24 protein-coding genes are annotated in these 25,790 nt (G+C 64.0%); 17 read left to right on the forward strand and 7 right to left on the reverse strand.

Annotated elements, in window-relative coordinates:
- The 6 genes from IVA92_RS32695 (at position 1) to IVA92_RS32720 (ending at position 5,911) form a co-directional block, all read left to right on the forward strand.
- A complete protein-coding gene (locus tag IVA92_RS32695; protein ID WP_247275987.1) occupies positions 1-453 on the forward strand; it encodes a nucleoside deaminase in 453 nt (150 codons plus the stop codon).
- A 62-nt stretch (positions 454-515) separates the two neighbouring features.
- On the forward strand, positions 516-1,868 hold the full coding sequence (locus tag IVA92_RS32700; protein ID WP_247275988.1) for a pyruvate dehydrogenase complex dihydrolipoamide acetyltransferase: 1,353 nt from the start codon (positions 516-518) through the stop codon (positions 1,866-1,868).
- A gap of 22 nt (positions 1,869-1,890) precedes the next feature.
- Complete coding sequence (locus IVA92_RS32705) at positions 1,891-2,124, forward strand: hypothetical protein (protein WP_247275989.1); 234 nt, start codon at positions 1,891-1,893, stop codon at positions 2,122-2,124.
- 16 nt (positions 2,125-2,140) lie between these two features.
- Positions 2,141-3,562, forward strand: coding sequence for a dihydrolipoyl dehydrogenase (gene lpdA, locus IVA92_RS32710; RefSeq protein ID WP_247275990.1), 1,422 nt, complete (start codon positions 2,141-2,143; stop codon positions 3,560-3,562).
- Between the two features lie 55 nt (positions 3,563-3,617).
- Positions 3,618-4,859 (forward strand): threonine synthase, encoded by a 1,242-nt coding sequence (locus IVA92_RS32715; protein WP_247275991.1) that lies wholly within the window; start codon positions 3,618-3,620, stop codon positions 4,857-4,859.
- 83 nt (positions 4,860-4,942) lie between these two features.
- The gene (locus IVA92_RS32720) at positions 4,943-5,911 is read left to right on the forward strand and encodes a tripartite tricarboxylate transporter substrate binding protein BugD (protein ID WP_247275992.1); all 969 of its coding nucleotides are present in this window, start codon (positions 4,943-4,945) and stop codon (positions 5,909-5,911) included.
- Between the two features lie 52 nt (positions 5,912-5,963).
- Here the strand turns inward: IVA92_RS32720 and IVA92_RS32725 are convergent, their stop codons facing one another.
- The 3 genes from IVA92_RS32725 to IVA92_RS32735 form a co-directional block, all read right to left on the reverse strand.
- Positions 5,964-6,344, reverse strand: a complete 381-nt coding sequence (locus IVA92_RS32725; protein ID WP_247275993.1) for a response regulator — start codon at positions 6,342-6,344, stop codon at positions 5,964-5,966.
- 95 nt (positions 6,345-6,439) lie between these two features.
- Positions 6,440-7,108 carry a response regulator transcription factor gene (locus tag IVA92_RS32730; RefSeq protein ID WP_247275994.1) on the reverse strand — a complete coding sequence of 223 codons (669 nt, stop codon included), beginning with the start codon at positions 7,106-7,108 and terminating at the stop codon, positions 6,440-6,442.
- A complete protein-coding gene (locus IVA92_RS32735) occupies positions 7,105-9,090 on the reverse strand; it encodes a PAS domain S-box protein (protein WP_247275995.1) in 1,986 nt (661 codons plus the stop codon). The genes IVA92_RS32730 and IVA92_RS32735 overlap by 4 nt, the downstream gene beginning before the upstream one ends.
- Positions 9,091-10,424: 1,334 nt before the next feature.
- On the opposite strand from IVA92_RS32735, the gene IVA92_RS32740 reads away from it, so the two are divergent.
- Positions 10,425-10,781 carry a hypothetical protein gene (locus tag IVA92_RS32740; RefSeq protein WP_247275996.1) on the forward strand — a complete coding sequence of 119 codons (357 nt, stop codon included), beginning with the start codon at positions 10,425-10,427 and terminating at the stop codon, positions 10,779-10,781.
- A gap of 76 nt (positions 10,782-10,857) precedes the next feature.
- Here the strand turns inward: IVA92_RS32740 and IVA92_RS32745 are convergent, their stop codons facing one another.
- Complete coding sequence (locus IVA92_RS32745; protein WP_247275997.1) at positions 10,858-13,047, reverse strand: lytic transglycosylase domain-containing protein; 2,190 nt, start codon at positions 13,045-13,047, stop codon at positions 10,858-10,860.
- Between the two features lie 319 nt (positions 13,048-13,366).
- On the opposite strand from IVA92_RS32745, the gene IVA92_RS32750 reads away from it, so the two are divergent.
- From IVA92_RS32750 to IVA92_RS32775, 6 genes are all read left to right on the forward strand, one after another.
- Positions 13,367-15,103 carry an adenylate/guanylate cyclase domain-containing protein gene (locus IVA92_RS32750; protein ID WP_247275998.1) on the forward strand — a complete coding sequence of 579 codons (1,737 nt, stop codon included), beginning with the start codon at positions 13,367-13,369 and terminating at the stop codon, positions 15,101-15,103.
- Positions 15,104-15,225: 122 nt separating this feature from the next.
- Positions 15,226-15,402, forward strand: a complete 177-nt coding sequence (locus tag IVA92_RS32755) for a hypothetical protein (protein ID WP_247275999.1) — start codon at positions 15,226-15,228, stop codon at positions 15,400-15,402.
- A 151-nt stretch (positions 15,403-15,553) separates the two neighbouring features.
- Positions 15,554-15,766 carry a hypothetical protein gene (locus IVA92_RS32760; protein WP_247276000.1) on the forward strand — a complete coding sequence of 71 codons (213 nt, stop codon included), beginning with the start codon at positions 15,554-15,556 and terminating at the stop codon, positions 15,764-15,766.
- 101 nt (positions 15,767-15,867) lie between these two features.
- Complete coding sequence (locus tag IVA92_RS32765) at positions 15,868-16,125, forward strand: hypothetical protein (RefSeq protein WP_247276001.1); 258 nt, start codon at positions 15,868-15,870, stop codon at positions 16,123-16,125.
- Positions 16,126-16,159: 34 nt separating this feature from the next.
- Positions 16,160-16,453, forward strand: coding sequence for a hypothetical protein (locus IVA92_RS32770; RefSeq protein WP_247276002.1), 294 nt, complete (start codon positions 16,160-16,162; stop codon positions 16,451-16,453).
- A gap of 66 nt (positions 16,454-16,519) precedes the next feature.
- Positions 16,520-17,095 carry a hypothetical protein gene (locus IVA92_RS32775; RefSeq protein ID WP_247276003.1) on the forward strand — a complete coding sequence of 192 codons (576 nt, stop codon included), beginning with the start codon at positions 16,520-16,522 and terminating at the stop codon, positions 17,093-17,095.
- A gap of 260 nt (positions 17,096-17,355) precedes the next feature.
- Here IVA92_RS32775 and IVA92_RS32780 read toward each other — a convergent pair whose 3' ends face one another.
- A complete protein-coding gene (locus IVA92_RS32780; RefSeq protein WP_247534653.1) occupies positions 17,356-17,493 on the reverse strand; it encodes a hypothetical protein in 138 nt (45 codons plus the stop codon).
- Positions 17,494-18,310: 817 nt separating this feature from the next.
- Here IVA92_RS32780 and ilvD point away from each other — a divergent pair.
- On the forward strand, positions 18,311-20,032 hold the full coding sequence (gene ilvD, locus IVA92_RS32785) for a dihydroxy-acid dehydratase (RefSeq protein WP_247276004.1): 1,722 nt from the start codon (positions 18,311-18,313) through the stop codon (positions 20,030-20,032).
- Entirely contained in the window at positions 20,019-20,843 is an 825-nt protein-coding gene (locus IVA92_RS32790) for a tetratricopeptide repeat protein (RefSeq protein WP_247276005.1), read from the forward strand. The genes ilvD and IVA92_RS32790 overlap by 14 nt, the downstream gene beginning before the upstream one ends.
- Before the next feature lie 16 nt (positions 20,844-20,859).
- On the opposite strand, the gene xth is transcribed toward IVA92_RS32790, so the two are convergent.
- Complete coding sequence (xth, locus tag IVA92_RS32795; RefSeq protein ID WP_247276006.1) at positions 20,860-21,657, reverse strand: exodeoxyribonuclease III; 798 nt, start codon at positions 21,655-21,657, stop codon at positions 20,860-20,862.
- A 133-nt stretch (positions 21,658-21,790) separates the two neighbouring features.
- Here xth and IVA92_RS32800 point away from each other — a divergent pair, with 133 nt between their 5' ends.
- Positions 21,791-24,121 carry an ATP-binding protein gene (locus IVA92_RS32800; protein WP_247276007.1) on the forward strand — a complete coding sequence of 777 codons (2,331 nt, stop codon included), beginning with the start codon at positions 21,791-21,793 and terminating at the stop codon, positions 24,119-24,121.
- A gap of 4 nt (positions 24,122-24,125) precedes the next feature.
- Here IVA92_RS32800 and erpA read toward each other — a convergent pair whose 3' ends face one another.
- A complete protein-coding gene (erpA, locus tag IVA92_RS32805; protein ID WP_025036472.1) occupies positions 24,126-24,455 on the reverse strand; it encodes an iron-sulfur cluster insertion protein ErpA in 330 nt (109 codons plus the stop codon).
- Between the two features lie 132 nt (positions 24,456-24,587).
- Here erpA and IVA92_RS32810 point away from each other — a divergent pair, with 132 nt between their 5' ends.
- Positions 24,588-25,784: a deoxyguanosinetriphosphate triphosphohydrolase gene (locus IVA92_RS32810; protein WP_247276008.1), complete on the forward strand. Its 1,197-nt coding sequence runs from the start codon at positions 24,588-24,590 to the stop codon at positions 25,782-25,784.
- Positions 25,785-25,790: the final 6 nt, after the last annotated feature.

Genomic DNA, 25,790 nt, shown 5'->3' on the forward strand with positions numbered 1-25,790 from the left:
GTGGCCATCGAATCCTATCACTACGATTTTATGCTGGAGGCGATCCGCGAGGCGGAAACCTCGATCGCGCAGGGCGGCCTGCCGATCGGTGCGGTGCTGACGCGCGACAACAAGATCATCGCCCGCGGTCACAACAAGCGCGTGCAGGAGAACAACGTGATCCTGCACGGCGAGATGAGCTGCCTGCGCGAAGCCGGCGCGATCACGTTTCATGACACCGTCATGTACACCACCCTGTCGCCATGCTCGATGTGCGCCGGCGCGCTGGCGCTGTTCAAGGTCAAGCTGGTGGTGATCGGGGAATCTGTCACCTTCGAGGGATCCAAGGACATCCTCGACAAGTTCGGCATCCCCTGGATCGACCTTGCCGACGACCGCTCCATCACCATGATGAAGAATTGGCGTTCCAATCCCGCCAATGAGCGTCTGTGGCAGGGCGACATCGGCAACTAAACCTGGTCTGTTCGTCTTCGCTTCAGGAGACGACGTTTTGAGAAGTTCTTCGTGAGGTCAGCATGCCCATCAACATCCTGATGCCCGCTCTTTCGCCGACGATGGAGAAGGGCAACCTCGCCAAGTGGCTGAAGAAGGAGGGCGACAAGGTCAAATCCGGCGACGTCATCGCCGAGATCGAGACCGACAAGGCGACCATGGAGGTCGAGGCGATCGACGAAGGCACGATCGCCAAGATCCTGGTGCCCGAGGGCACCCAGGACGTTCCGGTCAACGACGTGATCGCGGTGCTGGCCGGCGAGGGCGAGGACGTGAAAGCCGCGGGCGCCGCGAAGCCGACCGCCTCGGCTGCACCGCCCAAGACCGCTGAGGCACCTGCTGCCGCGCCGGCACCGGCACCTGCGCCGGCCGCACCCAAGGCGACGCCGGCTGCCGCCGCACCGGCTCCGCCGGCTGCAGCTCCCGCCGCGCAGGGCAACGGCCATGGCGGCCGCGTGTTCTCATCGCCGCTCGCGCGCCGTATCGCGAAGGAAGCCGGCATCGATGTTGCGATGATCACGGGCACTGGCCCGCACGGCCGCGTGGTCGCGCGTGACGTCGAGCAGGCCAAGTCCGGCAAGGGCCTCAAGGCTCCCGCCGCAGCACCGTCTGGGGCGCCCTCGATCGCGCCGACCATGTCTGACAAGCAGATCCTGTCGCTGTTCGAGCCGGGCTCCTACGACATCGTCCCGCATGATGGCATGCGCCGGACCATCGCGCAGCGCCTGACCGCATCGATCCAGAACGTCCCGCACTTCTATCTCACCATCGATTGCGACATCGGCAAGCTGCTGGCCGCGCGCGAGGAGATCAATGCGGCTGCTCCCAAGGACAAGGAGAAGAAGCCGCTCTACAAGATCTCGGTCAACGACTTCGTCATCAAGGCGATGGCGGTCGCACTCCAGAAGATCCCGAACTGCAACGTCAGCTGGACCGAAAGCGGCATGGTCAAGCACCACCATTCCGACGTCGGCGTTGCCGTCGCGATGCCAGGCGGCCTGATCACGCCTATCATCCGCAAGGCCGAGACCAAGACGCTCTCGACCATCTCCAACGAGATGAAGGACTTTGCCGCGCGCGCCCGCTCGCGCAAGCTGAAACCCGAGGAATACCAGGGCGGCACCACGGCCGTCTCCAACCTCGGCATGTACGGCATCAGTCACTTCACCGCGGTGATCAATCCGCCGCACGCGACCATCCTCGCGGTCGGCACCAGCGAAGAGCGTCCCGTCGTGCGCGGTGGCAAGATCGAGATCGCAAACATGATGAGCGTGACCTTGTCCTGCGATCACCGCGCCATTGACGGCGCGCTCGGCGCCGAGCTGATCGGCGCGTTCAAGCAGCTGATCGAAAATCCCGTCATGATGATGGTCTGACGCGGCGGCAGAGGGGGCAACGTTGCATGTCCGTACCCGCTGGCCATGGATATCGCTGCTGCTTGGGGGGATCGTCGCGCTCAATCCGATCGGGCTCGATTTTCTTCAGTCCGCCTTCCTGTCGGCAGAGCAATTATCGCGGAACATCGCTCAACCCATTGTGTTGAGCGCGCTGGCTATTCTGGTCCTGGTCGGGATCATCGAATGGCTAGTCAGGTTTGTTGTCTTCAAGCGCCGCGCTCGCGGCGCCTCTTGAATTGAACGGGAGCGCCATGGCCGATACATCCTTCGACGTCATCATCATCGGCTCCGGTCCCGGCGGCTATGTCACCGCGATCCGCGCCGCACAGCTCGGCTTCAAGACGGCGATCGTCGAAAAAGCGTATCTGGGCGGCATCTGCCTGAACTGGGGCTGTATTCCGACCAAGGCGCTGCTGCGTTCGGCCGAGATCTACCACTACATGCAGCACGCCAAGGATTACGGCCTGTCGGCAGAGAAAGTGTCTTTCGACCCGAAGGCTGTGGTGCAGCGCTCGCGCGGCGTCTCGAAACGACTCAACGACGGCGTCGGCTTCCTGATGAAGAAGAACAAGGTCAGCGTGATCTGGGGCGCGGCGTCGATCGACGCGACCGGCAAGGTCACTGTGAGTAAATCGGACGTCGAGGGCCCGAAGGGCACGTTGGGCGAGGGGAGCTACCAGGCCAAGCACATCATCGTTGCGACCGGCGCGCGGCCGCGCGTGCTGCCCGGGCTGGAGCCGGACAAGAAGCTGGTCTGGACCTATTTCGAGGCGATGGTGCCGGAACGGATGCCGAAGTCGCTGCTGGTGGTCGGCTCCGGCGCGATCGGCATCGAGTTCGCCTCGTTCTTCCACACCATGGGCTCCGACGTCACGGTGGTCGAGGTGCTACCCCAGATCCTCCCCGTCGAGGACGCCGAGATCGCGAGCCTGGCGCGCAAGCGCCTGGAGAAGCAGGGCATCAAGATCATGTCCTCGACCAAGGTCACCAAGCTCGAGAAGAAGGCCGATAGCGTCGTCGCCACCATCGACGACGGCAAGGGCAAGCCTGTGGCGACCGAGTTCGAACGGGTGATCTCCGCTGTCGGCGTGGTCGGCAACGTCGAGAATCTCGGCCTCGAAAAGCTTGGGGTGAAGACCGATCGCGGCATCATCGTGGTGGACGGCCACGGCAGGACCAACGTTCCTGGCATTTACGCCATCGGCGACGTCGCAGGTCCCCCGATGCTCGCGCACAAGGCCGAGCATGAGGGCGTGATCTGCGTTGAGGCAATCAAGGGTCTCAATCCGCATCCCATGGACAAGAACATGATCCCGGGCTGCACCTATTGCCATCCGCAGGTGGCATCGGTCGGGTTGACTGAGGCCAAGGCCAAGGAGAGCGGCCGCGAGATCCGCGTCGGCCGCTTCCCCTTTGTCGGCAACGGCAAGGCGATCGCGCTCGGCGAGGACCAGGGCCTCGTCAAGGTGATCTTCGACAAGAAGACCGGACAGCTTCTCGGCGCTCATATGGTCGGCGCTGAAGTCACCGAGCTGATCCAGGGCTACGTCGTCGCCATGAACCTGGAGACCACGGAAGAAGAGCTGATGCACACAGTGTTCCCGCATCCGACGCTGTCGGAGATGATGAAGGAAGCCGTGCTGGATGCTTATGGACGGGTGCTGAATATTTGAACGCTCGCCATGACGACCAAAGAGCTGTTCTCCAGAATAAGAAGGAAACCACCCCATGCACGACAACGACAACCTCACCATCGAACGTCCGACCTTCGTCACGCATCTCGAATGCGCGATGGAAGGCGATCATTACGCCCCCGACCAGGTCCACAATCTCTCCAAGGCCGGCAAGCCGCTGCTGGTCCGCTACGACCTCACTGGGGTGAAGAAGGCGCTGACCAAGGACGCCCTGGCCCAGCGTCCCGCCGACATGTGGCGCTACCGCGAGCTGCTGCCGGTGCGCAAATGCAAGGACATCGTCTCACTCGGCGAGGTCACGACGCCGCTGATCCGGCTGCCGAAGCTCGGCGCCAAACTCGGCGGTGGCGAGATCATCGTGAAGGACGAAGGGCGCCTGCCGACCGGCTCGTTCAAGGCGCGCGGCCTCGTGATGGCGGTGTCGATGGGCAAGGCGCTGGGCATCAAGCACATGGCGATGCCGACCAATGGTAACGCCGGCGCCGCGCTGGTGGCCTATGCGACCTCCTGCGGCATCAAGACAACGATCTTCTGCCCGGCCGATACGCCCGAGGTGAATGTCAGCGAGATCGAGCTCCAGGGCGCGACCGTCTATCGCGTCAACGGCTATATCGACGATTGCGGCAAGATCGTCGGCGAGGGGAAAGCAAAAGTCGGCTGGTTCGACACGTCGACGCTGAAGGAGCCGTACCGCATCGAGGGCAAGAAGACGATGGGCCTCGAGCTTGCCGAGCAGCTCGGCTGGGACGTGCCCGACGTGATCTTCTATCCGACCGGCGGTGGCACCGGCCTGATCGGCATGTGGAAGGCGTTCGACGAGCTCGAGAAGATCGGCTTCATCGGGTCCAAGCGTCCGCGCATGGTCGCGGTGCAGGCCTCGGGCTGCGCGCCGATGGTGCGGGCCTATGACGCCGGCGCCGAGCATGCGACGCGCTGGGAGGATGCCCACACCATCGCCTCGGGCATTCGCGTGCCGCAGGCGATCGGCGATTTCCTGATCCTGCGCGCGGTGCGGCAGAGCAAGGGTTTTGCCATCGCGGTCGACGACGACAAGATCTCGTCGGCGCTGAGCGAGGTTGCGCGCGAGGAGGGACTGCTGTTGTGTCCCGAGGGCGCCGCCACCTACGCTGCCTACAAGCAGAGCCTTGCCGATGGCCGTGTCAGCAAGACCGACCGCGTCATGCTGTTCAACTGCGCGACCGGACTGAAATATCCATTGCCGCCGGTCACCCGGACGCTCGATCGCCACAAGCCGATCGATTACACGCAGTTCTAGCGCGGCAATACGCCACGAACGATCCCTCTTCCCGTACGCGGGCAGAGGGTCACAATAACAAAGACATCGCTGGGGAGAGGACTATGAAGGCCGCTTGGGCTGCGCTGATTGCCATTCTCGCTGTTGCAGGCGCCGCGCGCGCTGACGACTATCCCACGCGTCCCATCACCATCATCGTGCCATTCGCGGCCGGCGGGCCGTCGGATGCAATGGCGCGGGTGCTTGCGGAGCGCATGCGCGTATCGCTTGGCCAGCCCGTGGTGATCGAGAACGTCACCGGTGCGGGCGGCTCGATCGGCGTCGGTCGCGCCGTGCAATCACCGCCGGACGGCTACACCATCTCGTTCGGCCATCTCGGTACCCACGTCGCAAACGGTGCCGTCTACAAGCTCAAATACGACCTTGTCGCCGACCTCGAGCCGGTGGTGCTGTTGCCGAGCAATCCGATGATCGTGGTCAGCAAGAACGCGGTGCCGGTGACCTCGCTGAAGGAGCTCATTGAATGGCTGAAGTCGCGGCCATCGCCGCCCACGGCAGGCACGGCCGGCGCAGGCTCCGGCAGCCACATCGCCGGCGTCTATTTCGAGAGCGTCTCCGGCATCAAGCTGCAATACGTGCCGTATCGCGGCACAGCGCCCGCCCTCAACGATCTCATCGCCGGCCAGATCGATCTCATCGTCGACCAGACCTCCAATTCCATCAACCAGGTCCGCGCCGGCACCATCCGCGCCTACGCCATCACCGACGACAAGCGCCTGCCGTCGGCGCCGGAGATTCCGACCGCGGAGGAGGCGGGCCTGAAGGGTTTCAAGATGACGCTGTGGTCAGGCATGTGGGTGCCGAAGGGCACGCCGAAGGAGGTCGTGACCAAGCTCAACGCGGCGGCCGTGGAAGCGCTGAACGATCCTGGAGTGAAGAAGCAGCTCGAAAGCCAGGGCCTGGAGATGACGCCCAAGGATCAGCTCACGCCAGAAGCGCTCGGCAACCGCCAGAAGGCGGAGATCGCTAAATGGTGGCCGATCATCAAGGCGGCGAATATCAAGGTGGATTGAGGTGGGCTGCGCTGGTGTCAGCGTCGCATTCGCTGATCGCCGGACAATCACTTCATGGTTTCGTCACCTGCTGCAGCGCCACCTCCAGGCATTTCATCAGATCCGAGGCGGCAAACGGTTTACCGAGGAAACAACTTGCCCCGGCTTTAAGCGCACGCACACGCACGCTCTCCTCCGGGAAAGCGGTGATGAAGATGAACGGCGTTGACGACCCCTGCGCGCGCATCTGCGTCAGCAGATCGATTCCAGTGACCGACGGCATCTGCACGTCCGCGATCACGCAGGAGGTGTCGGTCGAATCGGTCGACCTCAAAAACTCCTCGGCGGAGGCGAATGTGTGGACGATGTATCCGCGGGATTCCAAGAGATTGTTGATCGCGGCCCGCACGTAGGGATCATCGTCAAGCACAGAAATGACCGAAGCCACTGACAAGACGTCCGCTCCTCGCCCGGAATTACGCTTGCCGTCGCTACGGCCTCACATAAACCCGCAAGGTGGACCCGCCGGTCATCGTTGGAAACTCATACTTAGGTTTGTACGTCGGGCTTGCTGGGTCGAATCCCGAGCGCCTCGCTCATCCTCACCAGGTCGGCCAGCGACTTCGCCCCCATTTTCCGCATGATTTGGCCGCGATAGATCTTGACGGTGATTTCCGCCAAACCGAGCTGGGCGGCCACTTGCTTGTTCATCAGGCCCGACGTCACCAGTGACAAGACGTCCCGCTCCCGCGAGGTGAGTGACTCGAAGCGCGATCTGACGTCCGAGACGGTCTTGTAAAGATCGCGGCGCTTGCGGTCTCGCTCGATCGCGGCCTGGACCGCGTCGAGAATTTCCTGGTCGCGAACCGGCTTGGTCAGGAAGTCGATCGCGCCGCTCTTCATGGCCCGAACAGTCATGGGAATATCGCCATGACCGGTGATGAAGATGATCGGCGTATGGATATTTGCCTTGGCAAGATCGGTTTGCAGCTCAAGGCCGCTCGTTCCGGGCAGGCGGATGTCGAGCACCAGGCAACTGGGGACTTCCGGCGGCTTGGTCTGGAGGAGTTGCGGCGCCGAGCCGAATGCTTCGACCTTGAGGCCGACCGACTCGAACAGATTGGTAAGCGCACGACGCATGGACGCGTCGTCGTCGACGATGAAGACGATTGGCTGATCGCCGTCCTCCTTGGGCGAAGGCCCCGCGCGCTCGTTCACGGTGCTTCCTCTCGATGGAGTGGCAGGGTGATCTGAAAAGTCGCTCCGCGCTCCTGGTTCGGTATGGCGGAAAGTCGTCCGCCGTGTGCCTCGATAATCGAGCGGCAGATCGACAGGCCCATGCCCATGCCGCTGGACTTCGTGGTAAAGAACGGCATGAACAGGCGGTCCATTGCCTGTTCGCAGATGCCGACGCCGCAGTCGGAGACGCTCACCAGCACCGCGCCATCGTCGTCGGCCGCTGAACGGATCGCCAGCTCGCGCGGGCGGTCATCGATGCCTTCCATGGCCTCGATGCCGTTCTTGATCAGGTTGATGAGGACCTGCTGCAATTGAATTCGATCGCCAAAGATCCTGGGCAGTGCCGACGACAGTTCCATTCGAACCGACACGGCATGGCTCGCCATCTCGCGCTGAACGAGCGCGACAGCCTCGCGCACGACCACGCTGACTTCGAGCGGAGCCATCTCGATATCGGAACGCTTGGCGAGCGCCCGAACGTGACGGATGACGTCGCTGGCACGCTTGCCGTCCTCGATGATCCACTCCACGGAGCGGCGCGCCGCCTTGAGATCGGGCGGACTGCGCTGCAGCCAGGCTAGGCAGGCGTCGGCGTTTGCGATCACGGCGGCGAGGGGCTGGTTGATTTCGTGAGCAATTGAAGCGGTCAGCTCGCCCAGCATCGTGACGCGAGTCACATGAGCGAGCTCGGCTTGCGCCTTGCGCAGCGCCTCTTCGGCGTGATCGGCCCGGATGGCCGCGGTCACGTCGGTGCAGACGCCCCGATAACCCAGAAAGGTGCCGTTGGCGTCGAAGAACGGCTTGCCGCTCGTCCGCACATAGATCGGCTGTCCGTTGCGGTCCTTGCTGCGGTAAACCAGATCGCGGAACGGGACGTGGGCATCGAGCGCCGCCCGATGTTGTCGCCATTTTTCGGGCTCGAGATCGGCGTCGGGAGCAATGTCCCAACGCGTGAGCCCGATCAGGCCCGCGGGGGCGGTGACGGTATCAGAATGTTCCGAGATGTGAGTGACGCGATGGTCTGGTCCCGTCTCCCAGAACCAGTCGGAGGCGGTTTCGGCATAGTCGCGAAAGCGCTGCTCGCTGTCACGAAGTCTGCGCTCTGCCTCCTTGGTCGCCGTGATGTCAGTCACCGACCCCACGAACTCCACGTGACCGCTCGCATCTCGCGTCGCGCGGGCGACCGCTCGGACGTACTTGATGGAACCGCCGGGCATCACCAGCCGGTATTCGTGATCGTAATCTTTTCCCTCGCGCGCCGCCCGGCCCGTGATCCGCTGCACTGCGAGCCGGTCCTCCGGATGGATGCGCTGGAGCATGAAGGGAATCTCTGGCTTGGTCCCCTCGTCGCATTGGAAGATGCGATAGGTCTCCTTGGACCATGTGATCTCGCCGGTTGCAGCCCTCCAGCCGAAACTGCCGGTGTGGCTCAATTCCTGTGCCTGGGCGAGGTAAGCTTCGCTCTGTCGCAGCGCATTCTCCGCTTCCTTGCGCTCGGTGATGTTCTCGCAGGCGACCAGCACGATCGGCCCGCCATTGCCCCGCAGCATGGTCTTGGCATTCTCGCGCACCCATAGCACCGAGCCGTCCTTGCGAACCTTCCGGATTTCCCAGGTGTGTGACTGATCAACGGTCTCAAGGCACAGCGCAACACACGCGCGTACGAAGTCGCGATCTTCCTCGAAGAACACATCCAGCACTGATCGGCCGATCAACTCCGCGGCCGTATAGCCCAGTTGCGCCGCGCCGAACGTGTTCACGTTGATCACGGTTCCGCTCGGATCGACCATGAAATACATGACCGGGTTGTGCTCGAAGACTTGCTGCCACTGCTTGACCGCCTCCAGCAGACCGGCGTCGCTGGGCTCGCTGCGCGGCTTGGGGGTGACAACTTGCCTGAGGCAGCCGGCGAGGTATTGCGCGGCTGACTTCCCGAACGTTGCTGCCCGGCCCGGCTTCATCGCAGACGCTCCCGGCGCTCTCTGCGTGAACACAAGTAGAGCACGTTGCCGCCGGAGGAGCAATTCCGGCCAAAGTCGGATGCCGGTGACGACGTTGGGCTTGGAATTGGCTGCTCGCCGTCCTGGTCACCTCAGCGCCCGATTTTTCGCGGTAGCCGTGCAACCCGCGCATCGTGCGTGGTCTCGTTGAACGCGAGCCCGCGCGAGAGCCCCCGGGCGAGTACGGGACAAACCTAGGTATAGCTCGTCTATTCCTAGTCATGGCGGCCATTTACCTCCGTACAATTGAGCGCCTCATGCCTGGCGGACTAGCCTCATGACCATCGGGAGTGTCGACCAGCCAATCGCATCGGTCGGGCGAGATCGGGTCTCAAGCCTACGGCCGAGGCCTCTCACTAACAGGCACGACCAAGGACGAGGCCGCTGCATTTCTCGACACCCAGCCGCGTTGGAGCAATTCACGACCCGCGTGAGGTCGACGGGAACCAAGCAACAAGGGAGAGAACAATGTGCAATACGTCGCAACTTCCTGAGCCTCGCCTATCCGAGTCCGAACGTTGCTCTTCAATCAAAGGCTGTGCGGTGTGTGGCGGCAAGTTTGGCCTGATCCGCTACTATTCCTGGCGCACAGCGCTCTGCTCCAAGAAGTGCGTTGATCGCTTCCGCACACGCCGCGAACGCGACCGCCGGTGGCTGTTCCGGGCTCAGGTCGCGTGAGGGCTGAACTGGAGAGCTGACTTCTAATCGCGGAGCTCGTGCGTTGAACCGCTCATGCAAGCTCTTGTGCTCGATGGTTCTCCTTGGCTCCGCTGCGACGGTCCAGGCGCAGGAGACAAGAGACGGTGCCGTTCATCGCCAGCATCCACCCCAGGACCAGGCGCTGCACGAAAAATTCTATTCGACCTGGCACATGCCGGACAATCCGAGCCTCAGTTGCTGCAGCAGCGCTGACTGCTATCCGACTGATATCAAGTACATTGACGGCCGGCTCTATGCACGGCGCAGGGAGGACGGCAGATTCATTCTGATCCCACCGCAAAAAGTGGAGCGAAACAGGGATAATCCGGACGGCCGAAACCATCTTTGCGCTCCACCGCCCGCACTTTCTCCGTTGGACAGCGTTTACTGCTTCGCTTTGGGAGGTGCCACGTGAGATTCGCGTTCGTATTGGTGAACGGCCGGACTCCGTTCCGGAAGACCTGGTGCATGCAGTGCTGCGAGCCGATCAGCAGCAGCTATCTCCGCGAGATTCGGACAGGTCTGCCTTACTGCGACTATCAGTGCTACGCGCTGTTCTGCGAAGCGCTCGCCAAAGATGGCGTGAGGGCGGCTTCATGAAATTCGTGGTGGTCAATCACGACCCCCCGTTGCCCGCCGTCACGTGCAGCACATGCTCGCGGTCAATCCGCTCCGGCTATGTCCGGCATGTGCGGACGCAGCGCCGTTACTGTGACTACGATTGCTACCGCCGCGGCGAACTCGTCACGTTTATGCGATGGTCGATGCCCGGGTGGACAGAACGGGCCGCCGAGAACGTCGAGTTCGCTGGAAACATGATCGAGACGTTGGCGGTCCTGACGGCCGTCTCGTGCTGGAGCTGCACGATACACGCCTGGACCTTCGCAAGAGCGTTGACCGGCGCATATTTGGACGGTCGCGATCTGATCACGATGGAAGGAGGTGACACCTAGCTGCGCGACTGCACGCGCGTGGAAGCCGCAGCACCGTAACCTTGCAGGCGCCGCGTTCAGCCCCGGGCGGCGTTGACTAGGGAGCAGGTGCTGCGGCCGCCACGGGTGCGGTTGCGCCAGCTTCGTGCGTGACGACGCGCTGGTCGCTCTTGCCGGCGATCATGCCGCTGTCTTCGAACCGTGCGCGGTAGACCAGCACGTTCTCGATCACGCGCTGGACGTAGTTGCGCGTCTCCGACAGCGGGATGCGCTCGACCCAGTCGACCGGATCGACCTTGGGGTCTCTGGGATCGCCACGCGCCTGCACCCATTCGCGCACGCGACCGCGGCCGGCATTGTAGCCGGCGAAGGTCATGATCTGGTTGCCGCGATATTCCGAGAACAGCGCGCTGAGCTCGGCCGCGCCCATCTGCGTGTTGTAGACGGGATCGGAGACCATCCTGTTCCAGTCATAGGTCAGGCCGAAGCGTTTGGCGGTGTCGCGGCCCGCTTCCGGCGTCACCTGCATCAGCCCGACCGCATTGGCCGGCGACTTGTCGCGCTGGTCGAACGAGCTTTCGGTGCGCGCCACCGAATAGATCACGCTGGTCTCGATCGCGGGCGCGACCTGTTTGTGCTCGGGAACGCCGATGGTGGGGAAGGCATAGTGGTCGAGCGCAAGCCCGCGTGCCAGCGCCGATTTGCCGATCTCCAGCATCACGCGCGCATCGCTGCGCCGGCCCGCGAGCTCGGCGAGGGCTTCGAGCGCCGCGAGCTCGGTGCTCTCCTTGGCAAAATCCTCGGCATAATAGAACACCACGCCGCGCTCGCCGATATCGTAGAGCATGTTGGCGGCGCGCACGCGTTCGTCCGCCAATTGCGTGTCGGCAGTGGCCAACACCGGGGAGGGCGCACGTAGCTCGATACGGTCGAGGCCAAGCTTTGCGCGGGCGAGCTGGCCGTAATAGGCGGTCTGATAGCGCGCCGCCGCCTTGTAGCTCATGCGGGCGTCGACGGTGGCGCCCATCGCTTCGGCGGCGCGGCCGCGCCAGTAATGGGCGCGCGACAGCGCGATCGGATTGGCCGAGCCTTCGTCGATTGCGGCGAAGTGCACCATCGCCGTCTTGGGATCGTCGAGATAGCGCAGCGCGATCCAGCCGCACATGAAATGGTAGTCGACGCGGTAGACTTCCTTTTCCGGCACCGCGGCCGTGCGCACCACGTCGTAGGCGGTCTTGAACTTGCCCTGGTCGAGCAGCTTGCGTGCCAGCAGGCGGCGCTCGCGCCACCAGGCATCGGTGTCCTGCGCCGCCATCGTGTCGGGCAGGGCGGTGAGGATCACCTCGGCTGCGTCGTCGATGCGGTCGTTCTGAAGATGCCATTGGGCGCGGCACAGTACATAGCCGAGATCGCGCCGCGCCTCGGTCGAGACGTCCTCGAGATAGTCCTTGGCCTTGCTAGCCTTGCCGGTGACGGCGGCGCAGGCCTTTACGATCGCGAGCGCATCCTCGCCGAGACGTTTGGCTGCGCGTCGTGCGCCTGCGTAGTCCTTGGCGCCGAGACGCTTGTCCATGCGCGCGCGGTGATCGTCGGTGGATAGAAGGTCGTGGAACGCCGCGTAGGAGTCTTCTTCGCTCCGCTCGGACAATTCATCCGTGCGCCAGGCCTCGCGCACGAGACGCGCGGCCCTGTCGGTCTCGCCTTCAGTGAGCAGCACACGGGCCAGCGCGAACCTGCCCTTGGCGCTGGTCGGCCGGTCCATGGTGAATTTGTGCACGATGGCCGGCTCGCTCTTCTCCTGCCACAGCCGCGCCTCGGCGCGCCGGCACAGCAGAGCGCTGCTCGGCCAGTCCGGATTGGCGGCGAGGAAGGCGGCGTAGCGCTTGAAATTCGCCGTGCTCTCGGAATGGCGCAGCATGAACCAGTCCACAAGCTTCTGTCCGGCGGGGTCAGTGATGCGGTCGCGTGCGGCGCCCGCATCCTCGGTCTTGCCCTTGCGCGCGAGGTCGATCGCATCCCTCAGCGCGGCGAGATCGCCGGTCAGCGGCGGCGGTGCCGGCTTATCCGAGGGTACCTCGACCGTCTTCTTCGACTTGCGCTTGGCTTCGGCGTGCTTGCCGTGCCGCGCCTTGGCGGCCGAGGCATGGCGGTGCTTGCCGGCCTTCGCCTCATTCGTCTTCTTCGGAGCAGATGATTTATGACTGCTCTTCGCCGCCAACGCCGTGGGAAGGAGGGCGATCGCGGCCACGGCAACGACACACGCGAGCGAGCGTAGGCACTGGTTCATTCCATGGCCCCCCTGCGAAACCACTACAAACCAAGGTCCGCGACGACATGCGGCTTGAGAATCAAAAAAAGACACCAAAACGATGTCATGACATCGTTTCGCATTTCTCACGCTCCCGCAACAATGCGGCAAAATACGGATGGGAACTCGGGAACGTGCGAAATGGTGGAAGGACAGCGCCTTTAAACCTCTGTTAGTGGGCTCTCGCAGGGGTTGTGTAGGTTCAGGACGTCAGGCCCGCCAGATTGTGCGTGTCCCTACGACCAATTCCGGTGTATTGAGTTCCATCGTTCATCCTTTCAGCCTTTGCCCTGCACCTATGCCGATTTTCAACCAGTCGATTCGGCGCAAGATCGTCGGGGTCGCCCTCGGATTGATCGTTCTCATGTTGATCACCTCGATCCTGTCGATGGTGATGTCGAGCCAGGTCGGCGTGCTCTTGGACGAGCTGACCAACCGTTACATCCCGGCCTATGGGCATCTGGCGCGGGCCAACGTCCGTTCGCTGGAACGGGCGTTGGCACTGCGGCGCATGGTCATGACCAAGATGCAGTCGCCATCGGACGAGGAGGCCTATGCGGCGCGCCTGCGCGAGTTCGATCAAACCGACCGCAAGATCGAGGAGGAAGCCGAGAGTGCACGCAAGCTCATCAACGCCATCATCGACGATCCCAGGACCCCGTCCGACTATGCCGCGCTGGCGCGGATCGAGCTCCGCATCGAGACCGCCGTCACTGAGCTGCGCCGCGATCTTGACGAGGACCACGGAAAGCTGGTCAAGCAGGTCGATGCCAAGCAGATGGCGGAGGCCCGCGGCACGCTGGAGCACATCGATGCGCTGCGCGACCAGTTCAACCAGAAGATCGATGCGATCCGCACCGACATGCTGGCGCAGGTTTTCTTCAGCACGTCGCAGGTGATCAGCCGCCAGCACCAGACGATCATCGTGTCGGGCGTCGTGACCCTACTCGCAGCGATCGTCGGATTTGCCTTTGCGCTGCTCGTGAGTAGCGGTATCACGCGCCCGGTGCGACTGCTGCTCGCTGGCACCCGCGAGGTCGAGGCGGGTCGGTTCGACAAGCCGATCACCGTTTCCACGCAGGACGAGATCGGCGAGCTTGCCGCGGCCTTCAACCGCATGATCGAGCAGTTGCGCCACAACGAACGCATCCGCGAGACCTTCGGGCGCTACATCGACCCCAAGGTGGTGCAGGGCCTGATTGACCGGCCGGAGGTCGCCATCGAGGGCCAGCGTCGGGTCATGACCATCATGTTCTGCGACATGAGCGGCTTCACTTCGATGAGCGAAGGCATGACGCCGCGCGGTCTCGTCAAGGTGATGAACCACTATTTCACGGTGATGTCCGGCCCCATCCGCAGCAATCGCGGCGTCATCGACAAATATATCGGCGACGCCATCATGTCCTATTGGGGGCCGCCCTTTATCGAGGAGGACGAGCAGGCGATGCTCGCCGGCCTTGCCGCCATCGAGATGGCCGATCAGGTGCCCGCGCTCCAGAAGCAGCTGCCGGATCTGCTCGGCATCCGCGCCATGCCGGCGCCCTGCGATCTGCGTATCGGCATCGCCACCGGCGAGGTCCTGACCGGCAGCATCGGCTCCGAGCTGATGATGAGCTTTACCGTGATGGGCGACGCCGTGAACCTCGCCTCGCGGCTGGAGGCCGCCAACAAGGCGTATGGGACCCGCATCCTGATCTCGCAGGCAACGGCAGAGGCGGTCGGCGCGCGCCTCGAGCTGCGCGAGATCGATCGTCTCGCGGTGGCGGGCCAGAGCGCACCGCAAGCTGTTTTCGAGGTGATGGGCAGGGCCAACGCACTCACCGATGCCCAAGCGAGCCTGCGCACGCACTATGCCGAAGGTCTCTCCGCCTATCGCGCCCGGCGCTTCGGCGATGCCCGCGCCGCCTTCAACGCCGCGCTCGAAGCGGTCCCGGGCGACGGTCCTTCGCGCACGCTGCTCGGCCGCATCACGCAGTTCGAGGCCAACCCGCCCGACGGCGGTTGGGATGGCGCCTGGCGGTTGGAGCAGAAATAGCCGTGCCTGCCGTCCTTCGCCGCAGACCGGAAAAAACGATTCTGGTTCATAACGATGTTCGCCGTGACCTATTTCCCGGGCTTAGGCTTGATGTCCTTGAGGCGTCTGATGGGGACACGCCGATGACACATCTTGAGGACAGGCTCGAACGGTTCGAGACGCTCACCGCGGAGTGCGAGCTGATCGCCAAGCTCGCGACCGACAGCGCCAAGCGCGAGTTCTATCTGAATCTCGGAGAACAGTACCGCCAGCTGGCGCTGGACACGCGGCAGGCGATCGCGACCAGGGCCGCGGCCTGAGGCCGGCTGCAATCCGTTCTTAACATTTGGCGCGCATTCTCGCAGCATGCGGATGTCGCTGATCGGCGACGGTTCGTGGTGGGAAGGCGGGGATTCGTTGCAATGCAGCGCGCCCCGCGAGTGTCACTTGCCATGTTCGACGGGCAATCCCATGCGCCTCGTTGCAGTGATCACAGTCGCGCTCATGATGGCAGCCTGCAATCAGGAGCAGGACATCACCGGCTCGGCCTCGACCTGCCCGATGCGAAACTACAGCAGCTACAATCCCCGCGACATGAACCAGTGCGTCAGCGCCTGCAAAGCATGCGATCGCGGCACCACGGTGACCTGCACGACCTCCTGCACCCTCAAGGGGGCGCACTGATCCAAAGTCCCTGACGCGCCAAGCCCGGCGGTGCCTAGGCACCGGAACGATTCACATGGATTAATCATTGAGGAAGCGGGCAGGACGCGGAGTTCGATGGAATGGGTATGCTCGATCCCGGCCGGTTCCTGGTGTCGTGCTCGCATTGCGACGCCTGGCCGATGGCTGCCAACGTCAAACGTTCAAGCTGGTCGGCGTCCCCGCACGAAGTCCGCTTCGTGTGCCCGCGCTGCCGCCGCGAGGAGACCGCGATCGTCTCCGCCTCCGGCGAACTGACGCCGATCAAGCGCATCGATGTTCCGCCACGCGACGTCGCCGTTGCGTGGGCGCAAGCCCAGCGCCCGCGCGGGCGGACGTAAGTCGCCACGCACTCGCAGTCTGACGGGACGTCCCTTGATCTCCGATTTGGAACCGGGCCCACCGGCGGGCGTTTCTGCCCAACATCAACCCATCGAGGCCGGGCGAATGATCAGCGAGCACTTCGACACCCGCACACGGATCAACATGAAATTGGCGTTGGACCGGATCTGCCGCGGTCGCCCCGATGGCGAGGACTATGGCTTCCGGAGGTCGGTCGCTGAAAACATCGTCCGGTGCGCGCTTATGGGCCGAACCGGTATCGGCCAGCTCGTCGACGCCGGCGAACGGGCCGTGGTCCGGACGCGCTCCGAGAGAACGCCGGCCTGATCGTGCTGGCTTGCGTAAATCGTAAATCATCACCAGACGTGGTAAGACGACCGTCTGGAGATCACCATGGCTCTCATCCTGCCATCTCATGACGACCGTTTCCGGCTTCACCCCGTCGCGCCGCGCCTTGCGCGGATGTTCTGTTTTGCGCTGTTGGCGGTGTCAGGCGCGCTCGGAAGCTTCGCGTTCGCCTGCGCCACGCCGTTTGCGGCCTTCGCGGTTGTCGCGGCCGCGATGCTGCCGCTGCGGCCGGCACTGCTCGTCGTCACCGGCGTCTGGCTCGTGAACCAGGCCATCGGCTTCGGCGCGCTGCATTACCCTATCGACGGCAGCACCATCGCCTGGGGTTTTGCGACCGGCGCGGCCGTGCTGCTGGCGACCGCCGTTTCGTCCGCCGTGCTGCGTACGCTGCCGCAGGGCCGCAGGCCGCTGGCGCTGGCCGTCACGCTCGTTGCCGCCTATGCGGCCTATGAGCTCGCGCTGCTCGCCGCGACGCCGGCCCTCGGCGGAGAGGGCGCCTTCACCGCTGCCATCGTGACGCGCATTGGGCTCACCAGTGCCGTGTGGCTCGCCGGTCTCGTCGCCGTCTGCGAGATCGTCCGTGTGGGCGATCCGTTCGTCCGCGCGCTGCGGAATGCCTGAGCACATCCCGACGGGCAAAACACCAGGCAATTTCGGCCTGTCCCGTGTCAAGCGGCGCGTTCAAAAATATTCCGCTTTACCGAAATTCGGAAATGACGTATGTGTCGTGCATCCCGGCTCATCCGAGAGGGGCGATCATGTGTCGTGATGATCGCGGAGCCGGGCTTGCGGTGGACGCGGCAGCGTCGGGCGCGAAAGGCCAAGGGCAGGGCGGATTGCTCTCCGTGAGCCCTTGAGCTTCGCGTAGACGGACGGCGCTGTCAGGTTCGTCGCGCCAGCATGTCGATGGTAAAGTGCACAACGCCGTCGAACCCTGCGGCGCAGGCGAGCCGCGCGTACGGCAAAACCGTGTGGTCCTGGCCGTCGTTGCTACGGTCAAGCCCTGGCGGATGCGGCATGGGCGTCAACCGGCGCGGTGTCCGTGACTTCTACGAGGGCGAGGGAGGCCAGAACGAATTCGGCTCCCAGGAGAGCGCGGCATAAGCCGTCAAACCACTGCGCAGGGAAGGCCGTGTGTTGGGCTTCACCTGTATGCCGCTGTGCAGTTTTCTGCGTGTGCCTTTCGCACAGCGGACCGTGGGTGCCAGGTCAGCACCCGGCCGCCCCTGCGCCCTCCCGGCTTTGAGGGTGGAGCGACGAAGCAAAGCTCGGGCGAAATGCGCCGCGAGGATGCGAAGGCGTGTCTGCGCGTTGAAATGCACGTCGGAGAGTTACGATATCCCCTCTCGATCCATCATTGCGATGCGCCGACGGCGGTGTGTCACACCTCCCTCGTGCTCCGGACGCCAGCGCCGGGCTTGCCTGGCGATGTGGAGCTTGTCGCGGACACGAGCGAGGTGTGCACGGACATGATCAGGCAAAGCGGGTCCCCGACTCAGTGCAGCCGCGCTTCCTGTCACCAACCAGATCCGGGCGGAGCTTCTTCGCTCCTTCAAGTCGGAGATTGGGCCTCGCCGCGAGGTATCACTGTAGGCTTATCCGTGTCTTCCGAGCCACGATTGTGCTGTCCGCGCAACACTCCCCCGGATTTAACTTTGATCACCGACCGTTCGCGTCGTCGCCGCTTTTTAGCCACACCCGAACATGAATAAAATCACTCTAATGTTTTAAGGGTAGCGGCCAGTCTTCGACGGCGACGGGAAATCCCAAGGTCGATTCAAATCTTGGCTCTGATTTTTCGGGTCTGAAAGGGTTGACCGGGGAAACTGGTTTGCGATGCGCGCGAAGATCGACAAGCAGAGGCTGCCGAGCCGTCACGTGACGGAAGGTCCTGCGCGCGCGCCTCATCGCTCCTACTTCTACGCGATGGGTCTGACTACCGAGCAGATCCACCAGCCTTTCGTCGGCGTCGCCTCGTGCTGGAACGAGGCTGCGCCCTGCAACATCGCTTTGATGCGTCAAGCACAGGCGGTGAAGAAGGGGGTCGCATCGGCCGGCGGCACTCCGCGCGAATTCTGCACCATCACCGTCACCGACGGCATCGCCATGGGCCATGATGGCATGCGCTCCTCGCTGCCGTCGCGCGAATGCATCGCCGACTCGGTCGAGTTGACGGTTCGCGGCCACGCCTATGATGCGCTCGTCGGCCTCGCCGGCTGCGACAAGTCGCTGCCGGGCATGATGATGGCTATGGTCCGCCTCAACGTGCCGTCGATTTTCATTTACGGCGGCTCGATCCTGCCCGGCAATTTCCGCGGCCAGCAGGTCACGGTGCAGGACATGTTCGAGGCGGTCGGCAAGCATTCGGTTGGCGCCATGTCGGACGAGGACCTCGACGAGATCGAGCGCGTGGCCTGTCCCTCGGCGGGTGCCTGCGGCGCGCAGTTCACGGCCAACACCATGGCGACTGTCTCCGAGGCGATTGGCCTTGCGCTGCCATACTCAGCCGGTGCGCCGGCACCTTATGAAATCCGCGACGCCTTCTGCATGACCGCGGGCGAGAAGGTGATGGACCTGATCGCCTCCAACATCCGGCCGCGCGACATCGTCACCCGCAAGGCGCTGGAGAATGCGGCCGCCGTGGTCGCCGCGTCCGGCGGCTCGACCAATGCTGCGCTGCACCTACCGGCGATCGCGCACGAGGCGAGCATCAAGTTCGACTTGTTCGACGTCGCCGAAATCTTCAAAAAGACACCATATGTCGCGGATTTGAAGCCGGGCGGCCGTTATGTCGCCAAAGACATGTTTGAAGTTGGCGGCATCCCGCTTCTGATGAAGACGCTGCTCGACAACGGATTTCTTCACGGTGATTGCCTCACCGTCACCGGTCGAACGATCGCCGAAAACCTCAAGAGCGTGAAATGGAATCCGCACCAGGACGTGGTGCACCCGGCAGACAAACCCATCACCGTCACGGGCGGTGTGGTCGGTCTGAAGGGCAATTTGGCGCCAGAAGGTGCGATCGTGAAAGTCGCGGGAATGTCCAACCTCAGGTTCACCGGTCCGGCCAGGTGCTTCGACCGTGAGGAGGATGCTTTCGAGGCGGTCCAGAAGCGCACCTATCGCGAAGGCGAAGTCATCGTGATCCGCTACGAGGGGCCGAAGGGCGGTCCCGGCATGCGGGAAATGCTCCAGACCACCGCAGCGCTGACTGGCCAGGGCATGGGCGGCAAGATCGCGCTCATCACCGACGGCCGCTTCTCCGGCGCGACTCGCGGCTTCTGCATCGGTCATGTCGGGCCCGAGGCCGCGATTGGCGGCCCGATCGGGCTGCTCGAGGACGGCGACATCGTCGAGATCGATGCCGTCGCCGGTACCCTTAACGTAAAATTGAGCGACCAGGAGCTCGCCCAGCGCAAGACCAAATGGGCACCTCGCGCGACTAACCACACGTCGGGTGCGCTCTGGAAGTATGCTCAGCAGGTTGGACCAGCGCTCGGGGGGGCGGTGACCCATCCGGGCGGCGCGCACGAGAAACAGTGCTATGCGGACATCTAGGCGTGCCATAGTTGCGTTTGTGTTGGGGGCTATAGCGCTGGCCGCACCGGCGCTCGCCTTCGACGGTGCGCCGGTGAACAAGGACGCGACCATCCCGGTCGTGACCACCTTGCCGGGCGCCGCGAATACGGTTCGCAGCCGAATTCCGCCGGCGGTCGTAACCCAGGAAACCTCGCTTAGCGCCCTGCAATATGCCGCCGAGGGCGGCCACCCCATCGCGCAGTGGAAGCTCGGCCGCATGTACGCCAATGGCGACGGCGTCGCCCAGGACGATCTGCGCGCCTTCGAATATTTCAGCCGCATCGCCAATGCGCATGCCGAGGACAGTCCGTCGGCGCCGCAGGCGCAGATCGTGGCCAACGCCTTCGTCGCGCTCGGCCGCTATTATCTCAGCGGTATCCCGAACTCGAAGATCAAGTCGGATCCGGAGCGGGCGCGGGAGATGTTCTCCTATGCCGCGTCTTATTTCGGCAACGCGGACGCGCAGTATGATCTGGCCCGCCTGTACCTGAAGACGCCGGACGCCTCGCGCGAGGATTTTCGCTACGGCGCGCGCTGGCTCGGCCTCGCCGCACAAAAGGGCCAGCATCAGGCGCAGGCCCTGCTTGGCCAGATGCTGTTCAACGGCGACCGCCTGCCGCGGCAGGTCGCGCGCGGCCTGATGTGGCTGACGCTGGCGCGTGACAGCGCCGGGGCCGAGGAGACCTGGATCAAGGAAAGCTATAACCGCGCCTTCGCCAAGGCCTCCGACGACGACCGCGCCATGTGCCTGCAAATGCTGGAGCAGTGGGTGCAGGGCCGCCGGGAGTGATCTGCAGAGGCGGCTCTTATGCCGCCTCAAGATCGAGATCCGCCCATACCGGCACGTGGTCCGACGGCTTCTCCCAACCGCGCACATAGCTGTCGATGCCGACATTGGCGAGCCGGTCGCTGGCCTGCGGCGACAGCAGGAGATGGTCGATGCGCAGGCCCTGGTTCTTCTGCCAGGCCCCGGCCTGGTAGTCCCAGAAGGTGTAGAGCCCGGGCTCATCCGTGACCGCCCGCAAGGCATCGGTCAGGCCGAGCCCGAGCAGGGATTGAAAGCTCTCCCGCGTCTCGGCCTTGAACAGGGCATCCTCGGTCCAGGCGGCGGGGTTGTGGACGTCGCGGGCATGCGGGATGACGTTGAAGTCGCCCGCGAGGATCAGCGGGACCTCCTCCTTAAGGCGTTCCTTCGAATACTCAAGAAGCCGCGACATCCATTTGAGCTTATAGGGATATTTGTCGGTGCCGACCGGATTGCCGTTGGGCAGATAGAGGCAGGCGATGCGCAAGACGCCCTGCTTGAGCGTTACCACGCCTTCGAGAAAGCGGGCATGCGCATCCTCGTCATCGCCGGCGAGTCCCGATTTGGTCTCGTCGAACCGGAGCTTGGAGAGCAGGGCGACGCCATTGAAGGTCTTCTGCCCATGCGTAACCACGTTGTAGCCGAGCGCCTCGATCTCCAGCCGGGGGAAGGCCTCATCGACGCACTTGATCTCCTGGAGGCAGACGATGTCCGGCTGGCACTCCTTCAGCCAGGTCAGCAGCAGGTCGATCCGCTGCCGGACCGAGTTCACGTTCCAGGTGGCTACTCTGATAGGCATTGGGAGGGGCTCCAGGCGGGGCCACCGTTAGAACAAAATGCAAACGCGCCCGTCAAGGCGGCCGCAGAATCTCCCACAAAATTAACCCGGCTTAAGCGCGCGGCGGGTCATTGATGCCGAAAAGGTGCCTCGGATGGGATGGCCGGACAAATCCATGACGCGAACTGAGCCGCGCGACGGCGTGATCGGCGCGTTGCTGTATTGGCTAGGCGGCTTCGAGATCGAGGATGGTCTGACGGCCGATCTCAGCGAGCGCGAGCTGCGGCGCATCCGCGCCAAGCAGATCGAGGCGGTGACGCGGCTGATTCCGGTGACGATGGCCGTCACCATGCTCAACGTCGCCGTCGTGCTGATCCTGTTCTGGGGCAGGGGCTGGAACGACTTCCTCGCGATCTGGGGTATGACGCTCGCCGCCACCGCCTCGCTCGCGGTCCGTTCGTGGCGGCGGTCGCATCGAAATCCGCCGCAGGAGGCCTCGCCGCGTGCCGCGCGGCAGATGCTGCGGCAGGCGTTCTTCCTCGCCGCGATCTGGGGCATGCTGCCGCTGGCGCTGTTCAGCCGCATCGTGCCAACCAGCCAGCTCATCCTGGCCTGCCTGATGGTCGGCATGATGTCGGGCGGCGCGTTCACGCTGTCGACCTTCCCGCGTGCCGGCCTTGTCTATCTCGCCACCATGACGATCGCCTGCGCCGGTGCGATGCTACTGTGCGGTGACGGGCCCTATCTGGTGACCGCGGTGTTCCTGTTGCTGTTCGCATTCTTCATGGCGCGCAACATGGTCTCCCACGGCAACCTCTTCCTCGGCAATCTCAAGGCCCAGCTCGAGCTTGAGCGGCAGACCGAGATCATTTCGCTGCTGCTGAAGGACTTTCAGGAGAACGCCAGCGACTGGCTGTGGCAGACCGATGCCGAAGGGCATCTCGTCGACGTACCCCAGCGCTTCGCGGACGTGGCGCAGCTGCCGCTTCCGCTCCTGAAGGGATCGCACTTCGCCGACGTGCTCGACATGCTCTGCCCCGAGGACAAGAGCGCGGCCTACAACATCATCGGCCTGATGGAGCAGGCCGAGCCGCTGCATGAGATGAATATCAAGATCGTCGCCGGGGGCGAGGCGCGGCTGTGGTCGCTGACGGCGAAGCCCGCCCACGATCGCGACGGCCAGTTCCTCGGCTATCGCGGCTTCGGCCGCGACGTGACTGAACGCTGGCGCGCGGAGAAGGCCGAAGCCGAGAGCCGCGCCAAGTCCGACTTCCTGGCGGTGATGAGCCACGAGATCCGCACGCCCATGAACGGCGTGCTCGGGCTTGCCAGCATGCTGCTGGAGACAAAGCTCGATCCGGAGCAGCACGAGGCCGTCACCACGATCCGCGAGTCCGGCGACAATCTCCAGCGCATCCTCAACGACATCCTCGATCTGTCCAAGCTCGAGGCCGGCCGCTTCGCGTTGGAAGCGATCGACTTTGCGCCGCGGGCGCTGGTCGAGACCGCCGCGTCCGTGGCGCGCGCGAGCGCCAAGAGCAAGGGGGTTGCAGTCAAGATCGAGCTCGATCCGAACCTGCCGCCGACGCTGCGCGGCGACGCCGCGCGCATTCGCCAGGTGCTGCTCAATCTCGTGTCCAACGCGGTGAAGTTCACCGACGAAGGCGAGGTGAGGGTTTCGGTCACCTGCCAGGCGCGGCGCGATCTGCTGGCGACGGTCGAATGGGCGGTGACCGATAGCGGCATCGGCATCGCCCCCGATAAGCTCGGCCAGCTCTTCAGCGACTTCGTCCAGGCGGACGCCTCGATCAGCCGCCGTTTCGGCGGCACCGGCCTTGGCCTTGCGATTTCCCGGCGCATCATCGAACAGATGGGCGGCACCATCGGCGTCACCTCGATGCCGGGCGAGGGCTCGACTTTCCGCTTCACCCTGGTGTTGCCCTGGAGCCGGGCGGAGGCGTCAGACCACGATGCGGGCCGCGACGACGGCGACGAGCTCAAGGCTCGCATCGCCGGGCTCGACCGGCCGCTGAAGGTGCTGGTCGCCGAGGACGACGCCGTCAACCGCATGGTCGTGAGCAAGATGCTCGGCGGATTCGATGTTGAGCTGCGCGTCGTCACCGACGGCGTCGACGCCGTCGCGGCAGCCTCTGAAGGCGACTACGATGTCGTGCTGATGGACGTGCGCATGCCCGACATGGACGGACTTGCCGCAACCCGCGCGATCCGTGCGCAAGGCGGGCGCTTCGAAGTCCTGCCAATCATCGCGCTCACCGCCAACGCCTTCCCCGAAGACGTCAGGATCTGCCGCGAGGCCGGCATGTCGGACTTTCTGCCCAAGCCGCTGCGCAAGCCTGCGCTGGTCGCGGCCCTGCTACGTGCGCTGGACGGCCACGTCATGTCGGAGGATGCGCCGCTTCGGCCGGAGCTGATGCCGGTCGAGGTGGAGTGGACGGACGAGGAAAGGCAGATCACCGGCGCGTAGGTGCTCAGATCGAGAAGCTGGTCCCGCAGCCGCACGAGGCAGTCGCGTTCGGATTGTTGACTCGGAACGAGGCGCCGATCAGATCGTCGACGAAATCGACCTGCGATCCCGCCAGGAACGGCTGCGAGGCCGAATCGACCAGCACCACAGCATTGTCCTGCTCGATCACGAGATCGTCATCGGTGCGGGCACGGTCGATGTCGAACTTGTACTGGAAACCCGAGCAGCCGCCGCCCTCGACGGAGATGCGTAGCATCGCGCCTGACCCTTCGCCCTTGAGGATCTCCCCAATCCGGCGTGCGGCCCGGTCGCTGATGGTCACGGCAGTCGTCATCGTTCGTCTCCGATAGTCCCGGTCATACCAAGTTCATTGCCCAATTCGTTTGGTATCCCGCGCCCGACATAGTTAAGTGCCACCATACGCAGAATCAAATGGATAGGGACTAAATTCGCCGTGTCCGTCGGAATGGCTGCCCCCCGCGCGCCCTTTGCCTGCGACCCCGAGCGCAGCCGCGGCCGGCTGGTCGCGGAGCCCCCGAGCCGGACCCGCAGCCCGTTCCGACGCGATTGCGACCGCGTGATCCATTCGACCGCGTTCCGCCGCCTGAAGTACAAGACCCAGGTGTTCGTGTTCCACGAGGGCGACCACTACCGCACCCGGCTGACCCATTCGCTCGAGGTGGCCCAGATCGCCCGAGCGCTGGCCCGGCAGCTCGGGCTGGACGAGGATCTCACCGAAACCTTGGCGCTTGCCCATGATCTTGGCCATCCGCCGTTCGGCCATGCCGGCGAGCGGGCACTGGACGCCTGCCTGAAGGAGTTTGGCGGCTTCGACCACAACGCCCAGACGCTCCGCGTCGTCGCCGCGCTGGAGCACCGCTATCCCGAGTTCGATGGGCTGAACCTGACCTGGGAAGCACTGGAGGGCATCGTCAAGCACAACGGCCCGCTGACCGATCGCAGCGGCGCGCCGATCGGACGCTATCGCGAGCACGGCGTTCCCATCGGCATCGCCGACTATATCAAGACGCATGATCTCGAATTATGGAGCTTCGCCTCGCTCGAGGCGCAGGTCGCCGCGATCGCCGACGACATTGCCTATGACGCTCACGACATCGATGACGGTCTGCGCGCCGGCCTGTTCCAGCTCGACGATCTCAAGGTGATGCCGCTGACGGCGGAGATCATCGCCGAGACCTCGGCGCATTATCCCGATCTCGAAGATGTCAGGCGCGGCGCCGAGCTGGTGCGCGAGCTGATCTCGCACCTAATCGGTGCGGTGTTCGCCGAGGCGCAGAAGAACCTTGCGGCGGTCAAGCCGCAATCGGCGCAGGACGTGCGCCAGCAGAGCCGGGCGCTGATCGCGTTCCCCGCCGAGGTCGCCGAGGAGGAGGCCGCCGTCAAGACCTTCCTCTACCAGCACATGTACCGTCACAAGCGGGTGGTGCGGGTGATGGGCGAGGCAGAGCAGATCCTGTTCGACCTGTTCGCAAAGTACCTGAAGGTGCCGGCCGAGCTGCCGCCGGAATGGCTGCTGGGGGCGGAGGCAGACAATGAGGGCGACCGCGCCCGCCGGATCGGCAATTTCATTGCCGGAATGACCGACCGTTTCGCCCTGACCGAGCACCAGCGGCTCTTTGACTCGACCCCGGATTTGCGTTAGGCGGCG

This window comes from Bradyrhizobium sp. 154 (assembly GCF_023073875.1).
In the GTDB taxonomy this organism is placed as follows: Bacteria; Pseudomonadota; Alphaproteobacteria; order Rhizobiales; family Xanthobacteraceae; genus Bradyrhizobium.